We start from the raw sequence: 19,946 nt of genomic DNA on the forward strand, positions 1-19,946 counted from the left end.
GATGACATGTGATTCATATTGCCCTCCACCTGCATACAGATGATGATCAGGACCTCCTTATAAGAGGATTACAATAGCCCCCTCTCGATATAGAGAAGGGCTTTCTTATATGAAGTGTGACCTTAATTTACCCGTATACCGCTTATTTTGTATTGGACCTTTTTGCTTGTTTTCAAGCTCGCTTTTTGGCTCTGTGGAGAATTCGACATCTTTTCCATGTCCCTGCGGGTTAACACTTGTTGCGATTCTGGCGCTTCCTATCTTTTTACTCATTTCCTTCATCTCCAAGTATATTATGTCCGATCTGGTCTATATTAAAGACGAGTTCCTTTCTTTCTGTAATCCGTAATTCTACTGCCTCCTTATCTGCATGCATTTTAAACAGAACGATTCAAAAAAGGCTTGCCTGATGGATTTGTCCTACATATGTGGGGCTTGTCCCAACTTCAGTCAGTTCTACTCATAATTTCTTGCCTTATAATTTGTTTAGATTAAAACTTTTTGTAGGAGAATTTATAATGAAAAGATATAAAACATGTCAGAGTTGTGGAATGCCGCTCTCTAAAGATGAATTAGGTGGAGGAACTGAAAAAGATGGTAGTAAAAGTACTAAATATTGTAGTCATTGTTATATAAATGGTGAATTCACTCAAAATATTACTGCGATAGAAATGCAAAAATTTGTTCAAAATCATTTGATGGAAAATATGAAAATGCCTAAATTTATTGCTAAGTTTTTTACTAGAGGAATACCAAAGTTAGAGCGATGGCATTAGTCAAACTATTAGAAAACGAATAACTTTTTTATCTTTTTCTGTAGATTTGAAAGAAAGTCATACTGTTCATAAAGAATACGAAGAAAAAAGTGATAAAGACAAATCCATATAAACGGATTTGTCTTTATTATGTTTTTGTGAATTTTCAATCAATTTCACTTGTGTTTCTGGTTTATTATTTCATCATCTGTCTTGCTTCCATAAACAGCACTTGGATAAACTTTTTCATGTTATTACGGCTCTGGCTGCTTACTTTTTTGCTCTTATCTTCCAACTCCAGCATTTTTTTGCGGACTTCCGAGAAATCAAAAAATGTGGATGAATAGGCTTCGAATTTTGGATTCAAATAATCCGTCAATCCTAATGAAGCGATATGGATGAGGGCCTGATTAAGAGCGCGACGGACACGCTGCTCAGAAGCTTTCATTTCTTTCTGGATTTCGGCCTCTTTCGCTTGATCTCCCAGCTTTTCAGCAGCAATTCCTGCAAAAATTTCCTTTAAATATGGAAACGTGTAGGCGGAACCGAGTCTTTGCTTTTCATTTTGGAGGAATCCTAAAATGTTAAGTAAATCCTCGCTTCCCCCTTCGCCAATCATACCTAAATCGGAAATTAAGGAACGTCCGGCTTCCATAATATTTTTTGTATGGGAGGAGGGCACTTTCGAAGACTTCGGGCGGCCCGTAAAAACGTTCAACGATTTTTGAATGCCCTGGATCGATTGATCCACCAGTATTCGCTCATTCACTTTGTTTAATATGCTTGAAATTTCAACTTGGTTCAGCGGTTTTGTAATGTAGTATTCCGCCCCTAATCTATACGCCTCTCCAATCAGTTCCTTCGATTCCACTTGCGAAATCATCACAAACTTCCCTTGAAATCCATCAGCAAGAGCCCTGATCGTTTCAATTCCGTCCCTTATTGGCATGAGCAAATCAATTAGGACAACGTCTGCTTTTTTTAAAAACAGCAAGCCATTATTCACTAGCGATCCGTCTTCTGCTTCTCCCACCACTTTTCCTAAATCTTCATCTTCAATCATCTCTGTCAGCATTCCTCGAATGGCAGGATCGTCATCTATAATGAAATAATTCATTTCGTTAACCCTTTCTCCATAATCGCATCAATCGGAAGTTCTACGATGAATACGGTTTCTTTATAGTTATCCATTAGCCTGATATGTCCTCCAAATTTTTCAACAGTTTGTTTCACATACGATAAACCGATTCCCGTCGAAGGGTTTCCCGCCGCATCGAATTTCTTTGTATATCCTGCTGTAAAAATGAGTTCCTTCTGCTTCGGTGCAATGCCGGGGCCATTGTCACTGATGCAAAACTCCACGAATTGATCTTTCCTTTTCACATGCAGTGATACGTCCCCCTCTTCTTTAATGGCTTCCACTGCATTGGCCAATAAATTATTTATTAATGATAATACCATATATACATGGTAGGGCGGATGGTCACCATCTATATGCAAGGAAAATGAAATATCTTTGCGAAGGGACTCTGCATATCGTCTATTGGACACGATCATGATGTTACCAAGCTCTTCGATATTCATATATTCCTGCAGGTTTTCGGAAGACACGAGTTCCGACAGCCCCGCATAAATCCGCTGGTTATCTTTTTTGATTTCATGCACGAGACCGGCAATCTGCAACGCAGTTTGCGCATCGCTTCCATTAGTCCCCTCTGATTTTAACCGACGGTAAAAGTCATAACAAGTGCGGGTGATTTCTTCCGCATTTTGCATCGTTTTCTTCAGTTGAACCGATTCTTCATACAAACTTGAAATGAAAAGCAGCATTTGTTCCTTTTGCATGCGCTGCTCCGCTTCTGCAAATTTTGCTTCTCTCAGCTTTAATATATTAAAAAAGCCGAGGACGAAAAAGCTTCGAATAAAGGCGATTAAAACGAGTTGGTCAATGGCTAGCAAGGGTGTGCCCTGATTCGCCAAGAAAGAACGGATCATCATTTCCGATACACTTGCAAAAAGCTCGATCAATACCCCTAAAAGTCCGATCATAAACGGCTGATTGTGCCGTTCGTTCAATTTCGTTTTATGAAATGCGAACGCGTAGATGAAGTAATAGAAAAAGGCTGGAACATAAAGATACATCGCTTCCTCAACAGATATGTCCCGTATCCCGACAGCCAGTGAAAAACGAAAAACAAACACACTCATCCCCGTTAATATGCCTGCAATAATCGGGTGGATTCCCCTCCCCCATAGTAAAAACAAGAAAAATACGGGGGTTCCCAAACTGACTCTGAATGTATCGTCGAATGGATAAAACTTGAATTCACCCGCAAGAGGCACCGCAATCATAATCAATAGTAATATCCTTATCCTCTTTTTCAATACGGTCCCTCCCAGTCACTATAGTAAAAACATAACACATGAAATGGCAAAAAGGAGAGAAGGGTTTTGACTGAAATTATTATTTTTTCTGGCCCTTGTAAGTATCAGTAGGTTTCAGTAGGTTCCAGTAGGATGATCATAAACTTAAAATAATCTAAAAATTGAAAGCGTTAACAATAATGCAACTATCATAGGAGGAATTTAAATGAAAAAGTTTGGCTTAGCTACTCAAATTTTTGTTGCACTTGTACTAGGTATCGTTGTCGGTGCTTTATTCCATGGTAATGAAACAGCCATGGCCATTATGGTACCTATCGGTGATATTTTCATTCATTTAATTAAAATGATTGTCATCCCGATTGTCATGGCTGCATTAGTAGTCTCCATTGCGGGAGTCGGCGATATTAAAAAACTAGGAAAATTAGGCGGGAAGACTCTTCTATATTTTGAGATTGTCACCACAATTGCCATTGTCATTGGATTACTGGCGGCAAACTTGTTCCATCCGGGGGCTGGTTTAGATACAAGCAATCTTGAAAAAAGCGATATTTCAAAATATGAAGAAACAACAAAGACGGCTGGAAGCAGTGGCTTTGGAGAAACAATTTCTCATATTGTTCCTCAAAATGTATTTGAATCAATGGCTCAAGCGGATTTATTACCGATTATCTTCTTTTCTGTTTTATTCGGCTTAGGTGTGGCTGCGATAGGCGAAAAAGGAAAGCCTATTCTAGGATTCTTTGAAGGTGTGTTGGAAGTAATGTTTTGGGTGACGAATCTAGTCATGAAATTTGCCCCCTTTGGCGTATTTGCACTCATTGGTGTAACCGTTGCCAAATTCGGCATCGCAACTTTAATTCCTTTAGGGAACCTAGTAGTTGCCGTTTATGTGACGATGGTATTCTTCGTGTTCGTCATTCTTGGAATTATCGCGAAAATGTCTGGGACAAGCATTTTCGTTATCCTGAAAGTATTAAAGGATGAACTGATTTTGGCCTTTACAACAGCAAGTTCAGAGTCGGTATTACCAAGGCTTATGGACAAAATGGAGAAGTTTGGCTGCCCGAAATCCATTACTTCTTTTGTTATTCCAACAGGCTATACGTTTAATCTGGACGGCTCATCGATATATCAGGCACTCGCTTCACTTTTCGTGGCACAAATGTATGGTATTGATCTATCCATTACACAACAGATTACGTTGTTACTAGTACTGATGTTAACGTCAAAAGGAATGGCTGGCGTTCCGGGTGCGTCATTTGTTGTTGTTTTAACAACACTTGGTTCTATGGGACTGCCGGTGGAAGGTGTTGCGTTCATTGCCGGTATCGACCGAATTTTGGATATGGGAAGATCAGCGGTTAATGTCGTGGGGAACTCATTGGCGGCGATTGTCATGTCGAAGTGGGAAGGCGAATTTGACCAGGAAAAAGCAGACCATTACGTTGATTCTATTAAACAATCAGACGTAGCATAAACTATAAAGGGGGAAACACGATGTCAACAGTCCATATAAATCATAACGTACGTATTGAGAAAGATTTCTTAGGATCAAAACAAGTACCAATGCATGCATACTATGGTATCCAAACATTGCGTGCAGTCGAAAACTTTCCGATTACAGGCTATCGCATTCATGAAGAATTGATTAAAGCGTTGGCTATCGTGAAAAAAGCAGCGGCTTTAGCAAATATGGATACTAAACGTTTGTACGATGGTCTTGGTAAGATGATCATTCAGGCAGCAGACGAAGTAATCGAAGGCAAATGGCATGATCATTTTATCGTGGACCCCATCCAGGGCGGTGCAGGTACATCCATGAATATGAACGCAAACGAAGTCATTGGTAACCGTGCACTCGAATTGCTTGGAAAAGAGAAAGGTGACTATGGTCAATTAAGTCCTAATAGCCATGTGAACATGTCACAATCAACAAACGATGTGTTCCCGAGCTCGATTCATATCGCCACTCTTATTTCACTCGAAAAATTGTTGCATACGATGGAATATATGCTTACTATCTTCAGGAAAAAGGCCCAACAATTTGACCATGTGATTAAAATGGGACGGACACATCTTCAAGATGCAGTGCCCATCCGTCTTGGTCAAGAGTTTGAAGCATATAGCCGTGTAATAGAGCGGGATATTAAACGCATTCAACAATCACGCCAGCATTTATATGAGATAAATATGGGCGCAACGGCTGTGGGAACAGGATTAAATGCAGACCCTCGCTACATCGAAAGTGTGGTTGAACATTTGGCGGATATTAGCGGGCTTCCGCTTGTCGGGGCCGAGCATCTTGTTGATGCGACACAAAATACAGATGCTTATACAGAAGTCTCTGCTGCATTGAAAATATGTATGATGAATATGTCCAAAATTGCGAACGACCTACGTTTAATGGCCTCAGGTCCCCGCGCGGGCCTTGCGGAAATTAACTTGCCGGCTCGTCAGCCAGGTTCATCCATCATGCCGGGAAAAGTCAATCCGGTCATGCCTGAAATGATCAATCAAGTAGCGTTCCAGGTTATTGGCAATGACCATACCATTTGCCTGGCATCTGAAGCGGGTCAGCTTGAACTGAACGTGATGGAACCTGTGCTTGTGTTCAATTTGCTTCAATCCATCAGCATTATGAACAATGCATTCCGTGCCTTTACAGACTACTGTCTGGTGGATATTGAAGCAAACGAAGACCGTCTAAAAGAGAATGTGGAAAAAAGCGTAGGGATTATCACGGCTGTTAATCCGCATATTGGATACGAAGTGGCAGCCCGTATCGCACGGGAAGCCATTTTAAAAGGAAAATCAGTACGTGACCTATGCCTCCAGTATGATGTGTTAACAGAGGAAGAGCTTGATCTTATTTTAAATCCTTACGAGATGACAAACCCAGGTATTTCCGGGGCTGAGCTGTTTGATAGATCGTAATTTCCGATTTTGATGAAATGGCAGATGCGGTTGATGAATAATTCCAGTTATTTTCAGCAATCCAATGAGGATTTCTTAAAACAGTAAATCCGAACTCCCTGAAGCCCTCTTTTTATAGAGGGCTTTTTTTGCTTTACAGGATGAGTAAAAATATTGAATAATCCGGAATTGAAAAACTGGATAGCCCCATAAAGGACTATCCAGCGTAATTCATTCCATTATAAATTACTTTACCTTTACACCAGCTTTAATCAAGGTAGGCGGAGTTTCCCCCTGTAATCCGGCAACAAGGTTGGTTGCGGCCAGCATCGCCATTTTCAAGCGGGTTTCATATGTTGCGGAACCGATATGAGGCAAAGTGACAACATTCTTCATGGAAAGCAATGGGTTGTCTTCCTTGACGGGCTCTTGTACAAAGACATCCAGTCCTGCCGCGTGAATTTCACCGGTTGTTAGCGCATGGATCAAGGCTTCTTCATCCACTGTTTTCCCTCTTGAACAATTGATGAAGATGGCGGACTCCTTCATGAGCTTGAATTCTTTTTCCCCCATCATATTTTCGGTTTGGGGAGTGAGCGGTGTCATTAAGCAGACAAAATCAGACTGCTTTAACAGATCTTCCATTGAACAGTATGTAGCCCCATACTTTTGTTCCGCTTCCTCATTTCTGGATCTGTTGTGATATAAAATGTTCATGCCAAACCCAAAATGAGCCCTTTTTGAAACGGCAGATCCTATTCCTCCCATTCCGATAATTCCTAATACTTTATGATGGACATCCACCCCAAACCATTTTTCCCCGATATTCGATGTCCATTGCCCTGACTTCACCAATTGATCCAACTCTGGCATTCTTCTCGCTGTGGATAACATCAAGCCCATAATCGTATCGGCGACTGTCTCATTTAATGCCTCAGGAGTATTCGTAGCCATAATTCCCCGATTGGACAGCTCTGGTACATCCAGATTGTCGTAACCAACCGACGAATTACAGACGATTTTTAATTGCGGTGCCTGATCCAGTAAACTTTTATCCACTTTTAATCCTGAACCTAATATCCCTTGTGCTGTCTTCAACTCTTGAAGGAATTCAGGATGATTTTGTGAGTCAAGACCCTCAAAATATACGACATCACATGTCTTTTGAATATAATCCAACACTTCTTGATCCACTTTCTTATAAATGATTACTCTCGGTTTCATCATTGATCCCTCACTTCGAATAAAGTTTGATGTTCATTACCCAAGCAGACAAATCCCCTAACTATAATCTACCATTATTTCAAATAAAGGTAAGAGCCAATTGGACTGCTGACCAGACCGCTAAAACGGAGGCTAGGGTCAGAACAATATTTTCGAACCAATTATTTTTATATTTACCCATCAAGTTTTTTCGATTTGATAGTACAAGCATTCCTATTGCGATAATAGGGAAACCGATTATGTTTATTGCATTTACACCAATTGTCAATGCAATAAAACCAGGCATGCCAGGAATGGACCAAATGATTGGAGTAACTAATACAAAAATCGTAATCCATTTATACATTGGATCTTTTTCATATTTTCCATTGTACTTTTCGCGTCGGTCCTTATTAATTACGTAAAAGGCGTCTACAATCAATCTTGGAAACCCAGTTGACTTCCCTACTATACTCGCAAACAATACGCCAAATACACCAAGATAAAAAATGTACCAGCCAAATTGCCCTAAAGACATTTGTAATGCCATTGCCAAATCATCAATCGTTTCCACATGAATTCCATTTGGTTTTAAAATTTCTGCACCTACAACCCAAATGGCCAAATTGATCACAATGCAAACTCCGATGGCAAACAGTAAATCATTTCTTTGAACCTTGACGTGACTCGGTTTCGTCCAACCCTTTTCTCTCATGAAATATGGATGAACAAAGTTCGAAATGGATCCTGCCACTGCACCTATAATTGAAATCGCCACCAGCAATGCTCCATGAACGCCAGTATCACTTGGAATGCTAAAACCGACCGTCCCTTTAATGATTTGCCCCACATCCGGTGTTGCTGAAATGGCCAGGTACAAGAAGGCAATGGTCAATAATGCCAAAAGCACTTTCATTACACTTTCAATTCTATTATAAATATTTCTGCCAATAAGCATGAAAACTAATGCTACAACTACCATTGAAGCCAAGAATGGCTGATTAACATGGAATAGGGTCGATAATACCTCTCCCGCACCCTTAATCATATATGCATTAAAAAGATGACCCATTATTAATGCATAACCAAACATGAAGTAACCGAAAAATGGATGAATACGTCCATATCCTTCAAGAATGGTTAACCCCTCTGTGTTACAAAGCTGGAACCGAGCAATGATATTAACGATAAGAAAACGAAGGATTAATGATAAAGCTAAAATCCACATCAAACTATATCCATAATCTGCCCCGGCAACAGAAGAAGTCACCAGATCACCAGCTCCAAGCCACGTTAATACGGCAAGTATTCCTGGACCATAAGCTGTTTTAAACTTCGTGAAAAAATTTTGTTTCCTACTTTCGACCTCAGGAGCCATTACAGTAGATTCAGCAAGATTAGATTGATTTTTCAAGTTTTTCAACTCCATCCCAAAGAGTATGTATTCGCTTTCATTTCCCTGAGTAAAAAATAAATTGCTTACTCAAGACATACAGATATTGAAAATATGACAAAACTTTCTGAAAATATGATTTCGGAATTGACATAGAGTTTACACTCAGGATGTTGTCATGCTTCATGTTGAAGTGAATCAGCTCCTAAAAAAGCTCCCCTTCCATTTAATTGAATGTTTCGACTATTACAAACGCAATTGTAAGACAAATTAAAATGTAAGTCAATAATAAATTTTAGAATATTCTTTAAAATAACACCATAAAAATCCTTATGACCTTTCTTATTAGTTGATAAATCAGGACGTTATCTTTCAGACTTGGCAGCCTCAAAAATTCCCGAATATTCTTTTCTCCAATCCATACATTCTCTTAGAAACGAATTACTTTTTTAGAAAGTAAAAAAGCCTGACTCCCACATTTAATGGAGTCAGACTTTTTACGTTCTACATTCTCTTAAACAAGCAAATCTTTCTTTGTAAAAATGGAAAATTTATAAAACGACGTTATCACAAAATAACAAATAACAGTACCTAGAGTGAAATGTTTGACGTGAATTTTATTACATTGGATTGCTGTCACTTTTCCAATCAATAATAACAAGGAGCATGATTTCAAATGAAATCATGCTCCTTTAAGTTGTTTTTCATGGCTAATTCAGGTGGTCTACCTTTACGCTTTCCTTGGCTAGATTTCCTTCCCTTTCACCCTGTAATGGACCTCACCAGGTTCTTTGCAAAAGGTGATTCCGCTTCCCGGCTCGTAATAAAAGGTTTTTTTGCCTAAAGAGCGTCCATGGAAGGTGGTATGCAGATAGGATGCTTGGTCCCTTTTAAAGGCGAGCTGATTTTTGCTTAAGGATACAGGAAGGCAATGTCCATAGTTTGTGTGGACCATTGTTTCTTTTTCGTTCATTTCCTCTAAATCACGAATGTGGATGTAGGAAAACCAGACCCCTCCTCTTTTCCGGAAAGAGCGGGAGGAGAACCAGACCATTCCAAGCTGGGCGTTTATACAGACGGGCAGCCTGTATTTTCCGCCAAGCACGGATTTTGCTGCTGCAAGCCCGCCGTCAAGGTCCAATCCAAAGTGGTTTAGCGTGTTATTCAGGATTTCCTGGCGCGGTTGTGCAACATGGAATGTGTTTTCTCCTTCCACTACCATGGTCATCTCGGCACCATCCGAATCGTAACGCTCCATCATTCCCACCGTTTCCATATTCATTAAATAATTTTTCCGTATCATCATTCCATTCACTCCCCCATTTACTATTCACTTTCTTGGAGTATACTGGATATAGAGGCAGGTATACTCCTGCTCGCAAGCCCTTAGGTGATTGTCTTCCCGGACGTACTCACCTAGGGGTTTTTATTTCTGGCTATCGTCACTTTCATTTCATGAGACGTCATTCACTTCACCTCTATGCGACCATTATCCTATTTTATGCATTTTTTGTAAAATCGCTCTGATTTTACCTCTATCAAAATTCGTTCCCTTTTTGTGATTCCATTACCTGTTTGATAGCTAACTCTTTACAATTTGCCATCAAACGGCCATACTTTCCAATTTCCTTTTCAAGCTTTCTGCTCTAGATCGATCTTTCCTTGTTAATCTGTGTCCATTTAGAGAACTAACTGCCAAAATCCATGTAAAAGTGAAATGAAATGACATTTTTGTGAAGTTTTAAAACCACGTAAAAAAAGGTCTATCTGAGTAGATAGACCTTTTTTCATTACCTTCATTTTATTCTGCCATCTTTATTTCAATGGCCAAATTACGTAAATAATCCAATAAGGGCCTAACTGCCTCTGGAGCTGTTGTGTCAGTAAATGAGAAAGACTGTTTCTTCTTTTCATCAGCTATATCCAGCTGGTATGAAAACGAGTCAAACCCTTGAGCTTTAGCTCCGGCCATTTTATTTAGTTGAGCATTAGAAAGGTCCGCTGTCTTCATTAAGTTCTGTAATTCCTCATTTTTCTCCTTCGGCAATTCATCTGTATCTATCTGAAAATTCAAGTCGAGGTTGGCCATTCCCCCCATGCAGCTAAATTTGATATGCATTGTAGATGAAGCCTCCTATTCATAGAATATGACTACTCAGGCAGTCCAACCGCTTTAAAAGCATTTTCGATTGTCTCTATGGCTGTTTTGGTAACTTCTCCGCTATCAACAAGTTTTTGTGCTGCCTTGATGACTATTTGTACAAATTGATTGAAGTTTGCCGTTGCAAATAAATTCTGCATTGCATTGAACCAGATCAAAGCCGCTTTGTCCGTTCCAATCTCCATGGATACTAGATAAAAGGCCTTGTTGGGTATGCCGCTATTGATATGGACACCATGATTATCCCGCTCTCCTTTATAGAAGTTCCTCATGTGATCTGGCTGAATATCTTTACCCATTAACTTATTGTCAAATGCAGTACCTGGTGCTTTCATCGAACGTAGGGCTTGTCCTTTCAGTGTTGGTCCCATTATATCAGCACCGATTAGCCAATCGGCATCACCTGCTGTTTGCTTTAAATGAAATTGTTTTATGGCAATTCCAAACACATCCGAAAGGTGTTCATTCAAAGCCCCCGACTGACCTTCATACTCCAATCCACTTGTGAACTGCGTAACCCCATGTGTCAGTTCGTGTCCAATTACATCGAGTGAATTGGCAAAATTGCTAAAGATGACCCCGTCGCCGTCACCAAATACCATTTCATCTCCGTCCCAATAGGCATTCGTGAATTTATTCCCATAATGAACGTTCAGAATGATATCAAGGCCTTGGTTATCAATTGAATTACGGTGCAAGACATCCTTGAAATAATCACGCACAACTCCGCTATAATCGTATGCAGCGTTAACTACCGAGTCTGCACTTGATCGATCTCCTTCTTTCCTAGCCTCATTCTCCCGGAGCTTGGTTCCTCCTTTACAATCATAAACATGGCGGGCAGATTCACCATGACGCCCAGATCCTGCATCAGTTAAAGCAACAACCCCGTCAATATCATATTCTTTCAAAATTCTGCGCCTGCGCATTTGACGGCTTTTCGCTAAACTGATCCGTGCTTCTTCCACTTCATTTTGTGCCAAATTCTCAAGAATATAGTTAGGTACAATGAAACACTGACACTTCAATTTGGAACAATCTCTTTTGTGCATATTTAACACCCCTCCATGATTTTTTTTACGATCTATTACAGTTTCTTTTTTCAAGAGTGCTGCTTCCCTTCATGTGTTTGTCTTCATGTTCAATAGCAGTTTATCTCTGATCCGTTTACATTGTTGTCTCGCTGCTCTTCCTATCTTCAAGACATTCTATAGATTACTTTCGCCGCACTTACCCCATTTCCCTCCATTCCTTCCAACTCTACCAATCGCAAACTCTTTCTCATTACGTTCGCTCCTTTGTTCCAGTTGTTCTTCTTATTTGGAATGACCATCTCATCTTTAACAAATTCAAACTTCCTTTTTTTGAATAAATTTCATATTTTTCTCACAACTTTCTTTTATCATCTATATAGGTGAATTTAATAGTACTACTTGGAGGTCCTGTATAAATGGAAACTAAACAACCAAACGCCGCTCTGTATAGAACAGTATGGAGATGGCATTTTTACGCTGGAATTATTTTTGCACCCTTTCTTATCATTCTGGCAGTTACTGGTTCAATCTATTTATTTAAGCCACAGATTGAACAAGTACTTTATCAAGACTACCAAGAGGTAACACCGCAAGGAGATAAATTACCAGCATCTCGGCAGATTGAGAAAGTGAAGAAGCTATACCCAGATGCAGTGGTGACAAAATATCATCCCGGAGAAAATGCCTCCCGTTCAAGCGAAGTGAGCATTACTACTAATAATGAGTCTCTTACCATTTTTATAGACCCCTATACAGGTAAATCTATTGGAGAGTTAAATGATGAAGACAGAATTATGGATAAAATCGAGGAAATTCACGGTGAACTGATGGCTGGCACCTTGGGAGATAGAATTGTAGAGTTAGCTGCGTGTTGGGCAGTTGTGTTAATTGTTTCTGGTCTTTATTTATGGTATCCCAAAAATAAGCTAAGTCTTTCTGGTGTTCTTTTTCCAAGAATAAATAAAGGGAAAAATACTTTCAGAAGAGATTTACATGCAGTACCTGCATTTTGGATATCAGCAGGAATGTTATTTTTAATTATGACAGGTTTGCCTTGGTCAGGTTTTTGGGGAAGTAATTTTCAATGGTTAGCTACCAATTCCGGATCTGGGTATCCTCCTTCCATATGGACAGGAAGTGCTCCAACATCCTTAATTAAAACAAAAGACATTGCAGATGTTCCTTGGGCTGCAGAAAATTTAGATGTACCTATCTCAGATATTCAAGGTTTTATCCCACTGTCCATTGATGATGTAGTCACGATAGCGAATCGTGAGGGTATGCATCCAAGTTATAGCATTAATATTCCAAAAGAAACGGATGGCGTTTATACATTGTCAGCTTTTCCACCGAAAGCACAAGATGAAGCAACTATTCATATTGACCAATATTCCGGTGCTGTTCTAGCTGATTATCGTTATGATCATTACGGTTTAATAGGAAAAATAGTTGCTTGGGGGATTACCTTGCATAAAGGGACTCAATTTGGTTTGATTAATCAAATAATCAGCCTTCTTATTTGTTTAGGAATTATCCTTGTTGCATTTAGTGGTTTTTATTTATGGTGGAAGCGAAAGCCGAAAAAAGGATTAGGTGCACCAAAAGCTCCTCCTATAAAGAACATGAGATTCTTTCTATTTCTGTTAATAGGTCTAGGAATTTTGTTTCCTTTGGTTGGTTTGTCTCTTATTGTTGTTTGGCTAATTGACTGGTTAATTATTAAACGAATATCTGCAGTTAAGAGGTTTTTGAATGCATAATTCGAAATGTAAAGGGTGGCTTTTGCCGTGAAAAAATATATATGTATTTCTTTAATCTTTATTTTCAGCCTATTGTTAAGTGCGTGTTCACTTGAAAAGGATGTCACTAATCTATACAAAGAAGAAACACCACTTGAAGCTGAAATAATTATACCAGCATCCTTTTCAGCTAATACACAGGAGACGATAAAGGCTGTTCTTACTCAAGGTGGTAAAAAGGTTGAAAACGCAGATTATGTTCATTTTGAGATATGGAAACAAGATGGCTCTCTCAAATATAGTATGGAACAAGCTGAGGAAGAGGGAAACGGCACTTATACTTTACGTAAAAACTTTGATAGTGATGGCCTATACTATATAAAAGTACATGCTAGTAACGATGGTTCAATCATTATGCCTCAAAAACAGTTTATCGTAGGAAAACTGTCTGAAAGTGAATTGAAATTCTTGCAAAAAGGGATCCAAAAACAAGAAGAAAGTCATGAACATCATCATTAATAAATTTATTTGAAATCCGGTTTTCATTTGAAGACCGGATTTTTTATGGATATTTGTTTACCACGATGGTTCGGAGAGGATGCAGTTACAGGCAGGGTATGTAATGCTTCACCTTTATTTATTGGATTATTCTGCTCGTGCCGCATATACTGGATTGTTCCTATAAACAAGGGAGCTTCCTCAGAACATAAACAAACTTTAAGGGAGGGCATAGCATTGGTAACTTCACAGGGAACTGCTTCAGTTAGCTTTCCATTCCCATCTGTATGGGGTATCCACTCTTCAATAGCTGGCAGAACGATTATTTGGGGAACACTTAACATTAACTCCATTACAGATAATAGAGTAAGTGGTACGGCTAATTTTCGTGGTACACCTATTCCGATTAATGGCTTTTGGAATGAAAGCACCAAACAACTCACATTTGATTCACCTTATGCCACATTCTCTGGCAACTTAACCATTATTGATGATTTCCAGATTAGAGTTAGACATTTTATTTTACGCGGACGTTTTCTTATGAAGCCTCCCTCTTTACAAGCAGGTGAGTCTGGATCGTGGATTGCCACTACTGATATAGCTCTGAATGAATTTCCTGTTAGTGGTAATACCTATGCCGAGCAATTACCTCCTGTTGGAGCTTTTTTAACATCGAATATCCTTCATCAGTATCAGAATTTTTGGGGCAGAACAATATAGGGAAATCATTTCTGTGTAGAAAGGGTGTGAATCGTCTCTGTATTTCCTAGGGACGATTCTTTCCTATAGCAAATTACCAAAAGCCTTATTGAACTGACAGGTTGGTTGAGAATTTAGGGATTATTTTCTGATACGTCATCTTTTCAAATGTTTCCCATCAGGATATTACATTTTGATGTAATCCTGATGCCTACATAAGAAGGCAAAAAATAAACCCTTTCCCAAACGGAAAAGGCGATGCGCTGAAGTGAACGGATGCAAGGAGGCACACCAATGACTATCTAACTATGCAGATTAATATATGAGATAGTGATTTTGGTAGATAACTTTTGAATCCATTAACTCAAAATGAGTACAGATGGAATATTGATTGACAGCATTTTCCCTGTACTTCATACTATTGTAATAACGGAACTGACAGAATATTTGGTAAATTAGGAGGAGGACACTATGAAACCAGCAGTAATGACAATGGATTTACAATTATTAGCAGATGTTCTTAGGGAAAATAATTGTACAAGTTTAATAAATGCAATTGCAGAAAAGGATTTTCAAGTGGCTCAAATGCTTGATGTATTAATATTTGAGGATAAATGGGAGGATGACATGTGACTAAGCTCAGAATCCTTTTAACCATTCCAATTTTGCTATATGGAATTTTCATATTTGTTGTCATTCAAAACGATAAGAATATTCCACTTTATTTGCATCTTCTATTCGCAATCTACTTGATGTTGTTTGTACATTATGAAGAAGAAACGGAAGTGAAACCATGACAGATTTTTAATCTTGGAGAAGTTCGATCTTAAACAATTCGTGATGGAAGAAGTTTTGACTTCTACTGACTGTATCGAGCTGCACGGCATAACCCGAGCCAGGCTGAGTTCGTTCTCAACACGTGAGTCACTTTAATATGATCACCACAATAAGTGGCTTTTTTTGTTCAAAAACATTAACAAAGCCTAAAAAAAAGCCCCAACTCCTTAAAGGAATTGAGGCTTTCACTATTTATCATCTATTTTCCGGTACCAATTAGATAATACGAGTTGTGACGATACCTTCGATTTGTTTAATTTTTGCTTCCAAACCAGGAATGATATCGCCGTTTACTTCACCCTCAATGTCGATGATCGTATACGCATATCCCCCACGGCTTCTGTTAACCATGTCAGCGATGTTCAAATTAAAGCCAGATACAGCCAGTGTAATTTGCCCAACCATGTTAGGAACGTTTTCGTGGAAAGTTGCCACACGACGATTTCCTGTATAAGGAATGGCAGTATTCGGGAAATTCACAGAGTTCTTGATGTTCCCTGTTTCTAAAAAGGTCTTCAACTGACGAGCTGCCATGATGGCACAGTTTTCCTCTGATTCTAGTGTAGAGGCACCAAGATGCGGAATTGGAACGACATTTTTCATTTTCAACACATTTTCATTCGGGAAGTCTGTGATGAACCTGCCAACTTTCCCGCTCTCAAGTGCCGCTTCCATATCCGCTTCATTCACTAGCTCGCCGCGTGAGAAGTTCAAGATATGTACGCCAGGCTTCATGATGCCAAATGTTTCTTGGTTAAACATTCCTTTAGTGTCATCAGTTAATGGAACGTGTACTGTAATGTAATCAGATTCTGCAAACAATTGTTCAATTGTCATGGCGCGTTGTACATTGCGGGACAAGTTCCAAGCTGTATCAACAGAGATGAACGGGTCAAACCCAATGACATCCATGTCCAAATCCAGGGCATCATTCGCTACAAGTGCACCGATCGCTCCTAAACCGATTACGCCAAGAGTTTTTCCCTTGATTTCTTTACCAACGAATTGTTTCTTTCCTGCTTCTACAAGCTTTGGAATTTGTTCTCCTTCGCCTTCCAGCGTCTTTGTCCAGGCCACACCGGCAAACAGGTTACGAGATGAAGCCATTAATGACGTTAGCACCATTTCTTTTACAGCGTTTGCGTTAGCTCCAGGTGTATTGAAAACGACGATTCCTTGCTCTGTGCATTTGTCGACCGGAATATTATTGACTCCTGCCCCTGCCCTTGCAATTGCTTTTAACTGATCGCCGAATTCCATAGTATGCATGTTAAAGCTGCGAAGTACGATCGCATCAGGGTTTTCACTGTCATTGTCGACTTTGAAATCGCCTTTGTTGAATACATTTAGCCCGCTTTCGGCAATATTATTTAACGCTTTGATCGTTTTGACTTTTTCTAAAAGTACTGTGCTCATTTTGTTTGCTCCTCTTTGGTTATGATAGTTTTGAAGTTTCAAAATATTGACAAGATTTTGAATCCGTAAAAATCTGCATTCTCTAAACCTTTACTATCCTCTGTAAATACACAGAAAGAGGCAAGGGATAAAATCCCTTACCTCTGCCCAGGCGAACGGCTACGACACTATGTGTTCCCTCACGGTTATCCGTGTTTCGCCAGTTGCACATAGTCTTTTCATTTATTTTATTTTATCAAATTATTCAGCAATCTTCAATATCATTTTAAAGATTTATCTCTTTTTTTGAAGAAGTCACATCTCACCAGAACTTTATCGACGAAATCTATCGTTTTATCTCCGAAATTAGATATATATCGACGAAATTAATTATTGGCTATTAATCGTTGAAAAAAGGCACTGTTGAAAGTGGCTGTTGATATTCTTGGACTATTCCGGACAGCTTTGTTGTAAAATGGATAATATTAGTAAAATAAAGAAAGTATAGCAAACTAAAAGATAATTAGGAGGAATTAATATGTTAGTAAGAGAGGCAACGCTTGCTGATGCTGAAGGTATAGCAATAGTCCATGTGGATTGCTGGAGAACCACTTATGAAAATATAATACCAAGTGATTTTCTAGATAATCTGTCTTATGAGAAAAGGAAAGATTTATGGATAAAGAATATATCCAGTGATGGGAATCATATTTATGTAGCAGAGAATAACGAGGGAAAAATAGTAGGATTTATAAGTGGAGGGAAAAGGGAAACGAATAAGGCTGAGGATTCTGGTGATTTAACTGCGATATATATTCTCGAAAACTTTCAAAGAATGGGCATAGGTAAGAAACTCATCAAAGAATTATTCTTTAAATTCGAAGATCTGGGATTTAAGACTATTTACGTCGAGGTGCTTGAAGATAATAAATCTCGATACTTCTATGAGGCATTTGGTGCTGAATTGCTTAAAACCGAAAAAATCAAAATCGCTGGCGCTGAAATAAATCTATTGGTTTATGAATGGAAGGATATTAGCCCGGTATTGTTATGAATAAACCTACGGCACCTAAATTAAAAAAAAGACACAATCCTAAGTGAAGGATTGTGTCTTTCATTTGATTTAATTTTGATTAAATCCGCTTTCGTCCATGTAAAACACTTCCCAAGAATGACCGTCGATATCCTTAAAGCTCCAACCGTACATGAAACCATGATCAATTGCTTCATTAAAAGGCTTTCCGCCAGCATCCAGTGCCCTATTCACGACCTCATCCACTTCTTCCTTACTTTTAACCGATAGGGCTACGATTGCTTCCGTAGTTGTTGCTGGATCCGGGATATCCTTCTTGGTAAACGTTTTAAAGTAATCTTCCACCAATAACATGACATATATGGATTCACTGATAACCATGCACGTTGCATTTTCATTGGTCATTTGCTCGTTAAATTCAAAGCCGACCTTTGTGAAAAATTCCATTGAGGCATCCAAATCTTTAACAGGCAAGTTTACAAAGATCTTTTCTGCTTGAACTCCCATCAAATTCACCCTCGCTTGATTTATTTTATGTTCATTCACCTACTATTCGCTGCACTTCCCGATAATCCTGCTTGCAGCAAAAAAGGAGAGCTCACCGTGCCTCCCTCCTATTAGGTATGCATAATAAATCCCATTCAACGCCGAACGTCGCTTTCACTGCAAGTGCATGCCTGATCAGTTCAAATCTCAACTATCCCGCTCCACAATGCCGCCGTGCAGGCTTCGTAAAGCAGAAAGGTCGCTTTCAATAATTTTCATGCTTCATTAGAACATAAGCATCCGTGAGGCTAATGATTCCGTTTGCTAAACTTGTAGACATGTAGAATCACGTCTAATAAAGGACCTTTATTTTCACTTCAAATAAACACTCATAATCTGTGTTTCCTTAATATTTGCTTGTGTACTATCTGTTTTTTCTATTTTTTCAACCAGGTCGCCATTCGTGACAACAATCGGAGTTACGATGCTTGGAGCTTTGGATTTTAGAAATTCAATATCAAATGTAACAAGCTTGTCCCCTGCTTTTACCCTTTGCCCTTCTGTGACATGGACTTCGAACCCCTCGCCTTTCAGGTTCACTGTTTCTAATCCAATATGAATTAACAATTCTAAGCCATGCTTCGTGCGAAGGCCCAAAGCATGTTTAGTATGAAAAACCTGGATCACTTCTGCATCAATAGGAGAAACAACGAGCCCCTCCTCAGGAAGAATCGCTATTCCGTCCCCCATCATCTTACCGGAAAATACCGGATCCGGAACATCTTCAATATTTATTACTTGTCCATTTATAGGAGCAAGCAGTTGTTCCACTTTTTCTTTGTTACCGAATAATTTTTTAAACATAATATTCCTGCCTTTCTCTTTCCAGTTGATTTTAAGCTTCTTACAGCTTACATTTAGTGTTTTGTAAATTCTGATAATAGTAGAAATTATTTTTTCTTTTTCAATTTACCTTCTGCTTTTTTCTTATTCTCTTCCACTCTAAATGTAACCATCTTGGTTATTAATTCATAAGGAATTGGCTTGTTAAGTGGAAACTGAACGGCTCCTTTTGAACATTTATATTCAGATAAAGCATGTTCAAAAGCAGAAATCGCGTTTGGAGTTGGATAGAATCCAATATGTTTTTTATAGGCAGCGAAATGCACCAGATTTCCGTTTAAAGCAAAAGTGGGCATTTGATAACTGATCTTTTCTTCTGCAGCCGGTGCTGAATCTTTTATGAATTTTCTTAACGTTTTCAGTATCTCCTGAACTTCTTCGGGAAATTGCATAATGTATTCATCAATTGATTGAATTTCCTCCATGTTTAACTCCTTTCATAATCTAAACAATCACTGCCCACTATTATACCCTATCCTTTTCCGTTACCCTTAAGAAGAAGTGCTCCAAAC

General features: G+C 39.0%; 21 protein-coding genes and 1 riboswitch. Of the genes, 9 read left to right on the forward strand and 12 right to left on the reverse strand.

From position 1 onward, the window contains the following. Positions 1 to 105 precede the first annotated feature (105 nt). The gene (locus ABIE66_RS21980) at positions 106 to 273 is read right to left on the reverse strand and encodes a hypothetical protein (RefSeq protein ID WP_370016288.1); all 168 of its coding nucleotides are present in this window, start codon (positions 271 to 273) and stop codon (positions 106 to 108) included. A 245-nt stretch (positions 274 to 518) separates the two neighbouring features. On the opposite strand from ABIE66_RS21980, the gene ABIE66_RS21985 reads away from it, so the two are divergent. Further along, positions 519 to 776 carry a zinc ribbon domain-containing protein gene (locus ABIE66_RS21985; protein ID WP_289315057.1) on the forward strand — a complete coding sequence of 86 codons (258 nt, stop codon included), beginning with the start codon at positions 519 to 521 and terminating at the stop codon, positions 774 to 776. Between the two features lie 175 nt (positions 777 to 951). Here the strand turns inward: ABIE66_RS21985 and ABIE66_RS21990 are convergent, their stop codons facing one another. Continuing rightward, positions 952 to 1,872: a response regulator gene (locus ABIE66_RS21990; RefSeq protein ID WP_289326314.1), complete on the reverse strand. Its 921-nt coding sequence runs from the start codon at positions 1,870 to 1,872 to the stop codon at positions 952 to 954. Then, a complete protein-coding gene (locus ABIE66_RS21995; RefSeq protein WP_370016289.1) occupies positions 1,869 to 3,140 on the reverse strand; it encodes a sensor histidine kinase in 1,272 nt (423 codons plus the stop codon). The genes ABIE66_RS21990 and ABIE66_RS21995 overlap by 4 nt, the downstream gene beginning before the upstream one ends. Positions 3,141 to 3,345: 205 nt before the next feature. On the opposite strand from ABIE66_RS21995, the gene ABIE66_RS22000 reads away from it, so the two are divergent. Both ABIE66_RS22000 and aspA read left to right on the forward strand, forming a co-directional pair. Then, positions 3,346 to 4,617, forward strand: a complete 1,272-nt coding sequence (locus tag ABIE66_RS22000) for a cation:dicarboxylate symporter family transporter (RefSeq protein ID WP_289326316.1) — start codon at positions 3,346 to 3,348, stop codon at positions 4,615 to 4,617. Positions 4,618 to 4,637: 20 nt separating this feature from the next. After that, complete coding sequence (gene aspA / locus ABIE66_RS22005) at positions 4,638 to 6,074, forward strand: aspartate ammonia-lyase (protein WP_370016290.1); 1,437 nt, start codon at positions 4,638 to 4,640, stop codon at positions 6,072 to 6,074. A 225-nt stretch (positions 6,075 to 6,299) separates the two neighbouring features. On the opposite strand, the gene ABIE66_RS22010 is transcribed toward aspA, so the two are convergent. The 5 genes from ABIE66_RS22010 to ABIE66_RS22030 all read right to left on the reverse strand — a co-directional run bounded on the left by ABIE66_RS22010 (position 6,300) and on the right by ABIE66_RS22030 (position 11,862). Continuing rightward, positions 6,300 to 7,277: a 2-hydroxyacid dehydrogenase gene (locus ABIE66_RS22010; RefSeq protein ID WP_370016291.1), complete on the reverse strand. Its 978-nt coding sequence runs from the start codon at positions 7,275 to 7,277 to the stop codon at positions 6,300 to 6,302. Positions 7,278 to 7,356: 79 nt separating this feature from the next. Further along, positions 7,357 to 8,670, reverse strand: a complete 1,314-nt coding sequence (locus ABIE66_RS22015) for an Nramp family divalent metal transporter (protein ID WP_370016292.1) — start codon at positions 8,668 to 8,670, stop codon at positions 7,357 to 7,359. A gap of 724 nt (positions 8,671 to 9,394) precedes the next feature. Then, the gene (locus ABIE66_RS22020) at positions 9,395 to 9,955 is read right to left on the reverse strand and encodes a competence protein ComK (protein WP_370016293.1); all 561 of its coding nucleotides are present in this window, start codon (positions 9,953 to 9,955) and stop codon (positions 9,395 to 9,397) included. Between the two features lie 495 nt (positions 9,956 to 10,450). Next, positions 10,451 to 10,768, reverse strand: coding sequence for a protealysin inhibitor emfourin (locus tag ABIE66_RS22025; protein ID WP_370016294.1), 318 nt, complete (start codon positions 10,766 to 10,768; stop codon positions 10,451 to 10,453). A gap of 32 nt (positions 10,769 to 10,800) precedes the next feature. Next, positions 10,801 to 11,862 carry a M4 family metallopeptidase gene (locus tag ABIE66_RS22030; protein ID WP_289326322.1) on the reverse strand — a complete coding sequence of 354 codons (1,062 nt, stop codon included), beginning with the start codon at positions 11,860 to 11,862 and terminating at the stop codon, positions 10,801 to 10,803. A gap of 398 nt (positions 11,863 to 12,260) precedes the next feature. Between ABIE66_RS22030 and ABIE66_RS22035 the strand changes: the two genes are divergently transcribed. The 5 genes from ABIE66_RS22035 to ABIE66_RS22055 all read left to right on the forward strand — a co-directional run bounded on the left by ABIE66_RS22035 (position 12,261) and on the right by ABIE66_RS22055 (position 15,577). Continuing rightward, positions 12,261 to 13,604 (forward strand): PepSY-associated TM helix domain-containing protein, encoded by a 1,344-nt coding sequence (locus tag ABIE66_RS22035; RefSeq protein WP_370016295.1) that lies wholly within the window; start codon positions 12,261 to 12,263, stop codon positions 13,602 to 13,604. A 27-nt stretch (positions 13,605 to 13,631) separates the two neighbouring features. Continuing rightward, positions 13,632 to 14,102 carry a FixH family protein gene (locus ABIE66_RS22040; protein ID WP_370016296.1) on the forward strand — a complete coding sequence of 157 codons (471 nt, stop codon included), beginning with the start codon at positions 13,632 to 13,634 and terminating at the stop codon, positions 14,100 to 14,102. 216 nt (positions 14,103 to 14,318) lie between these two features. Beyond that, a complete protein-coding gene (locus tag ABIE66_RS22045) occupies positions 14,319 to 14,801 on the forward strand; it encodes a hypothetical protein (protein ID WP_370016297.1) in 483 nt (160 codons plus the stop codon). 450 nt (positions 14,802 to 15,251) lie between these two features. Further along, complete coding sequence (locus ABIE66_RS22050) at positions 15,252 to 15,413, forward strand: hypothetical protein (protein ID WP_289326326.1); 162 nt, start codon at positions 15,252 to 15,254, stop codon at positions 15,411 to 15,413. Further along, a complete protein-coding gene (locus ABIE66_RS22055) occupies positions 15,410 to 15,577 on the forward strand; it encodes a hypothetical protein (RefSeq protein WP_289326327.1) in 168 nt (55 codons plus the stop codon). The genes ABIE66_RS22050 and ABIE66_RS22055 overlap by 4 nt, the downstream gene beginning before the upstream one ends. 256 nt (positions 15,578 to 15,833) lie before the next feature. Here the strand turns inward: ABIE66_RS22055 and ABIE66_RS22060 are convergent, their stop codons facing one another. After that, a complete protein-coding gene (locus tag ABIE66_RS22060; protein ID WP_289326328.1) occupies positions 15,834 to 17,033 on the reverse strand; it encodes a phosphoglycerate dehydrogenase in 1,200 nt (399 codons plus the stop codon). 138 nt (positions 17,034 to 17,171) lie between these two features. Continuing rightward, positions 17,172 to 17,250, reverse strand: a riboswitch (ZMP/ZTP riboswitch). A 300-nt stretch (positions 17,251 to 17,550) separates the two neighbouring features. Here ABIE66_RS22060 and ABIE66_RS22065 point away from each other — a divergent pair. Continuing rightward, positions 17,551 to 18,066 (forward strand): GNAT family N-acetyltransferase, encoded by a 516-nt coding sequence (locus tag ABIE66_RS22065; RefSeq protein WP_289326329.1) that lies wholly within the window; start codon positions 17,551 to 17,553, stop codon positions 18,064 to 18,066. A gap of 69 nt (positions 18,067 to 18,135) precedes the next feature. On the opposite strand, the gene ABIE66_RS22070 is transcribed toward ABIE66_RS22065, so the two are convergent. The 3 genes from ABIE66_RS22070 to ABIE66_RS22080 all read right to left on the reverse strand — a co-directional run bounded on the left by ABIE66_RS22070 (position 18,136) and on the right by ABIE66_RS22080 (position 19,859). Then, positions 18,136 to 18,552: a VOC family protein gene (locus tag ABIE66_RS22070; protein ID WP_289334370.1), complete on the reverse strand. Its 417-nt coding sequence runs from the start codon at positions 18,550 to 18,552 to the stop codon at positions 18,136 to 18,138. A gap of 351 nt (positions 18,553 to 18,903) precedes the next feature. Next, positions 18,904 to 19,395, reverse strand: a complete 492-nt coding sequence (locus ABIE66_RS22075) for a PTS sugar transporter subunit IIA (RefSeq protein ID WP_370016298.1) — start codon at positions 19,393 to 19,395, stop codon at positions 18,904 to 18,906. Positions 19,396 to 19,481: 86 nt separating this feature from the next. Next, the gene (locus ABIE66_RS22080) at positions 19,482 to 19,859 is read right to left on the reverse strand and encodes an iron chaperone (RefSeq protein WP_370016299.1); all 378 of its coding nucleotides are present in this window, start codon (positions 19,857 to 19,859) and stop codon (positions 19,482 to 19,484) included. Between the last annotated feature and the right edge of the window lie 87 nt (positions 19,860 to 19,946).

The sequence above is a fragment of the Peribacillus sp. B2I2 genome (genome assembly GCF_041261685.1).
In the GTDB taxonomy this organism is placed as follows: Bacteria; Bacillota; Bacilli; order Bacillales; family DSM-1321; genus Peribacillus.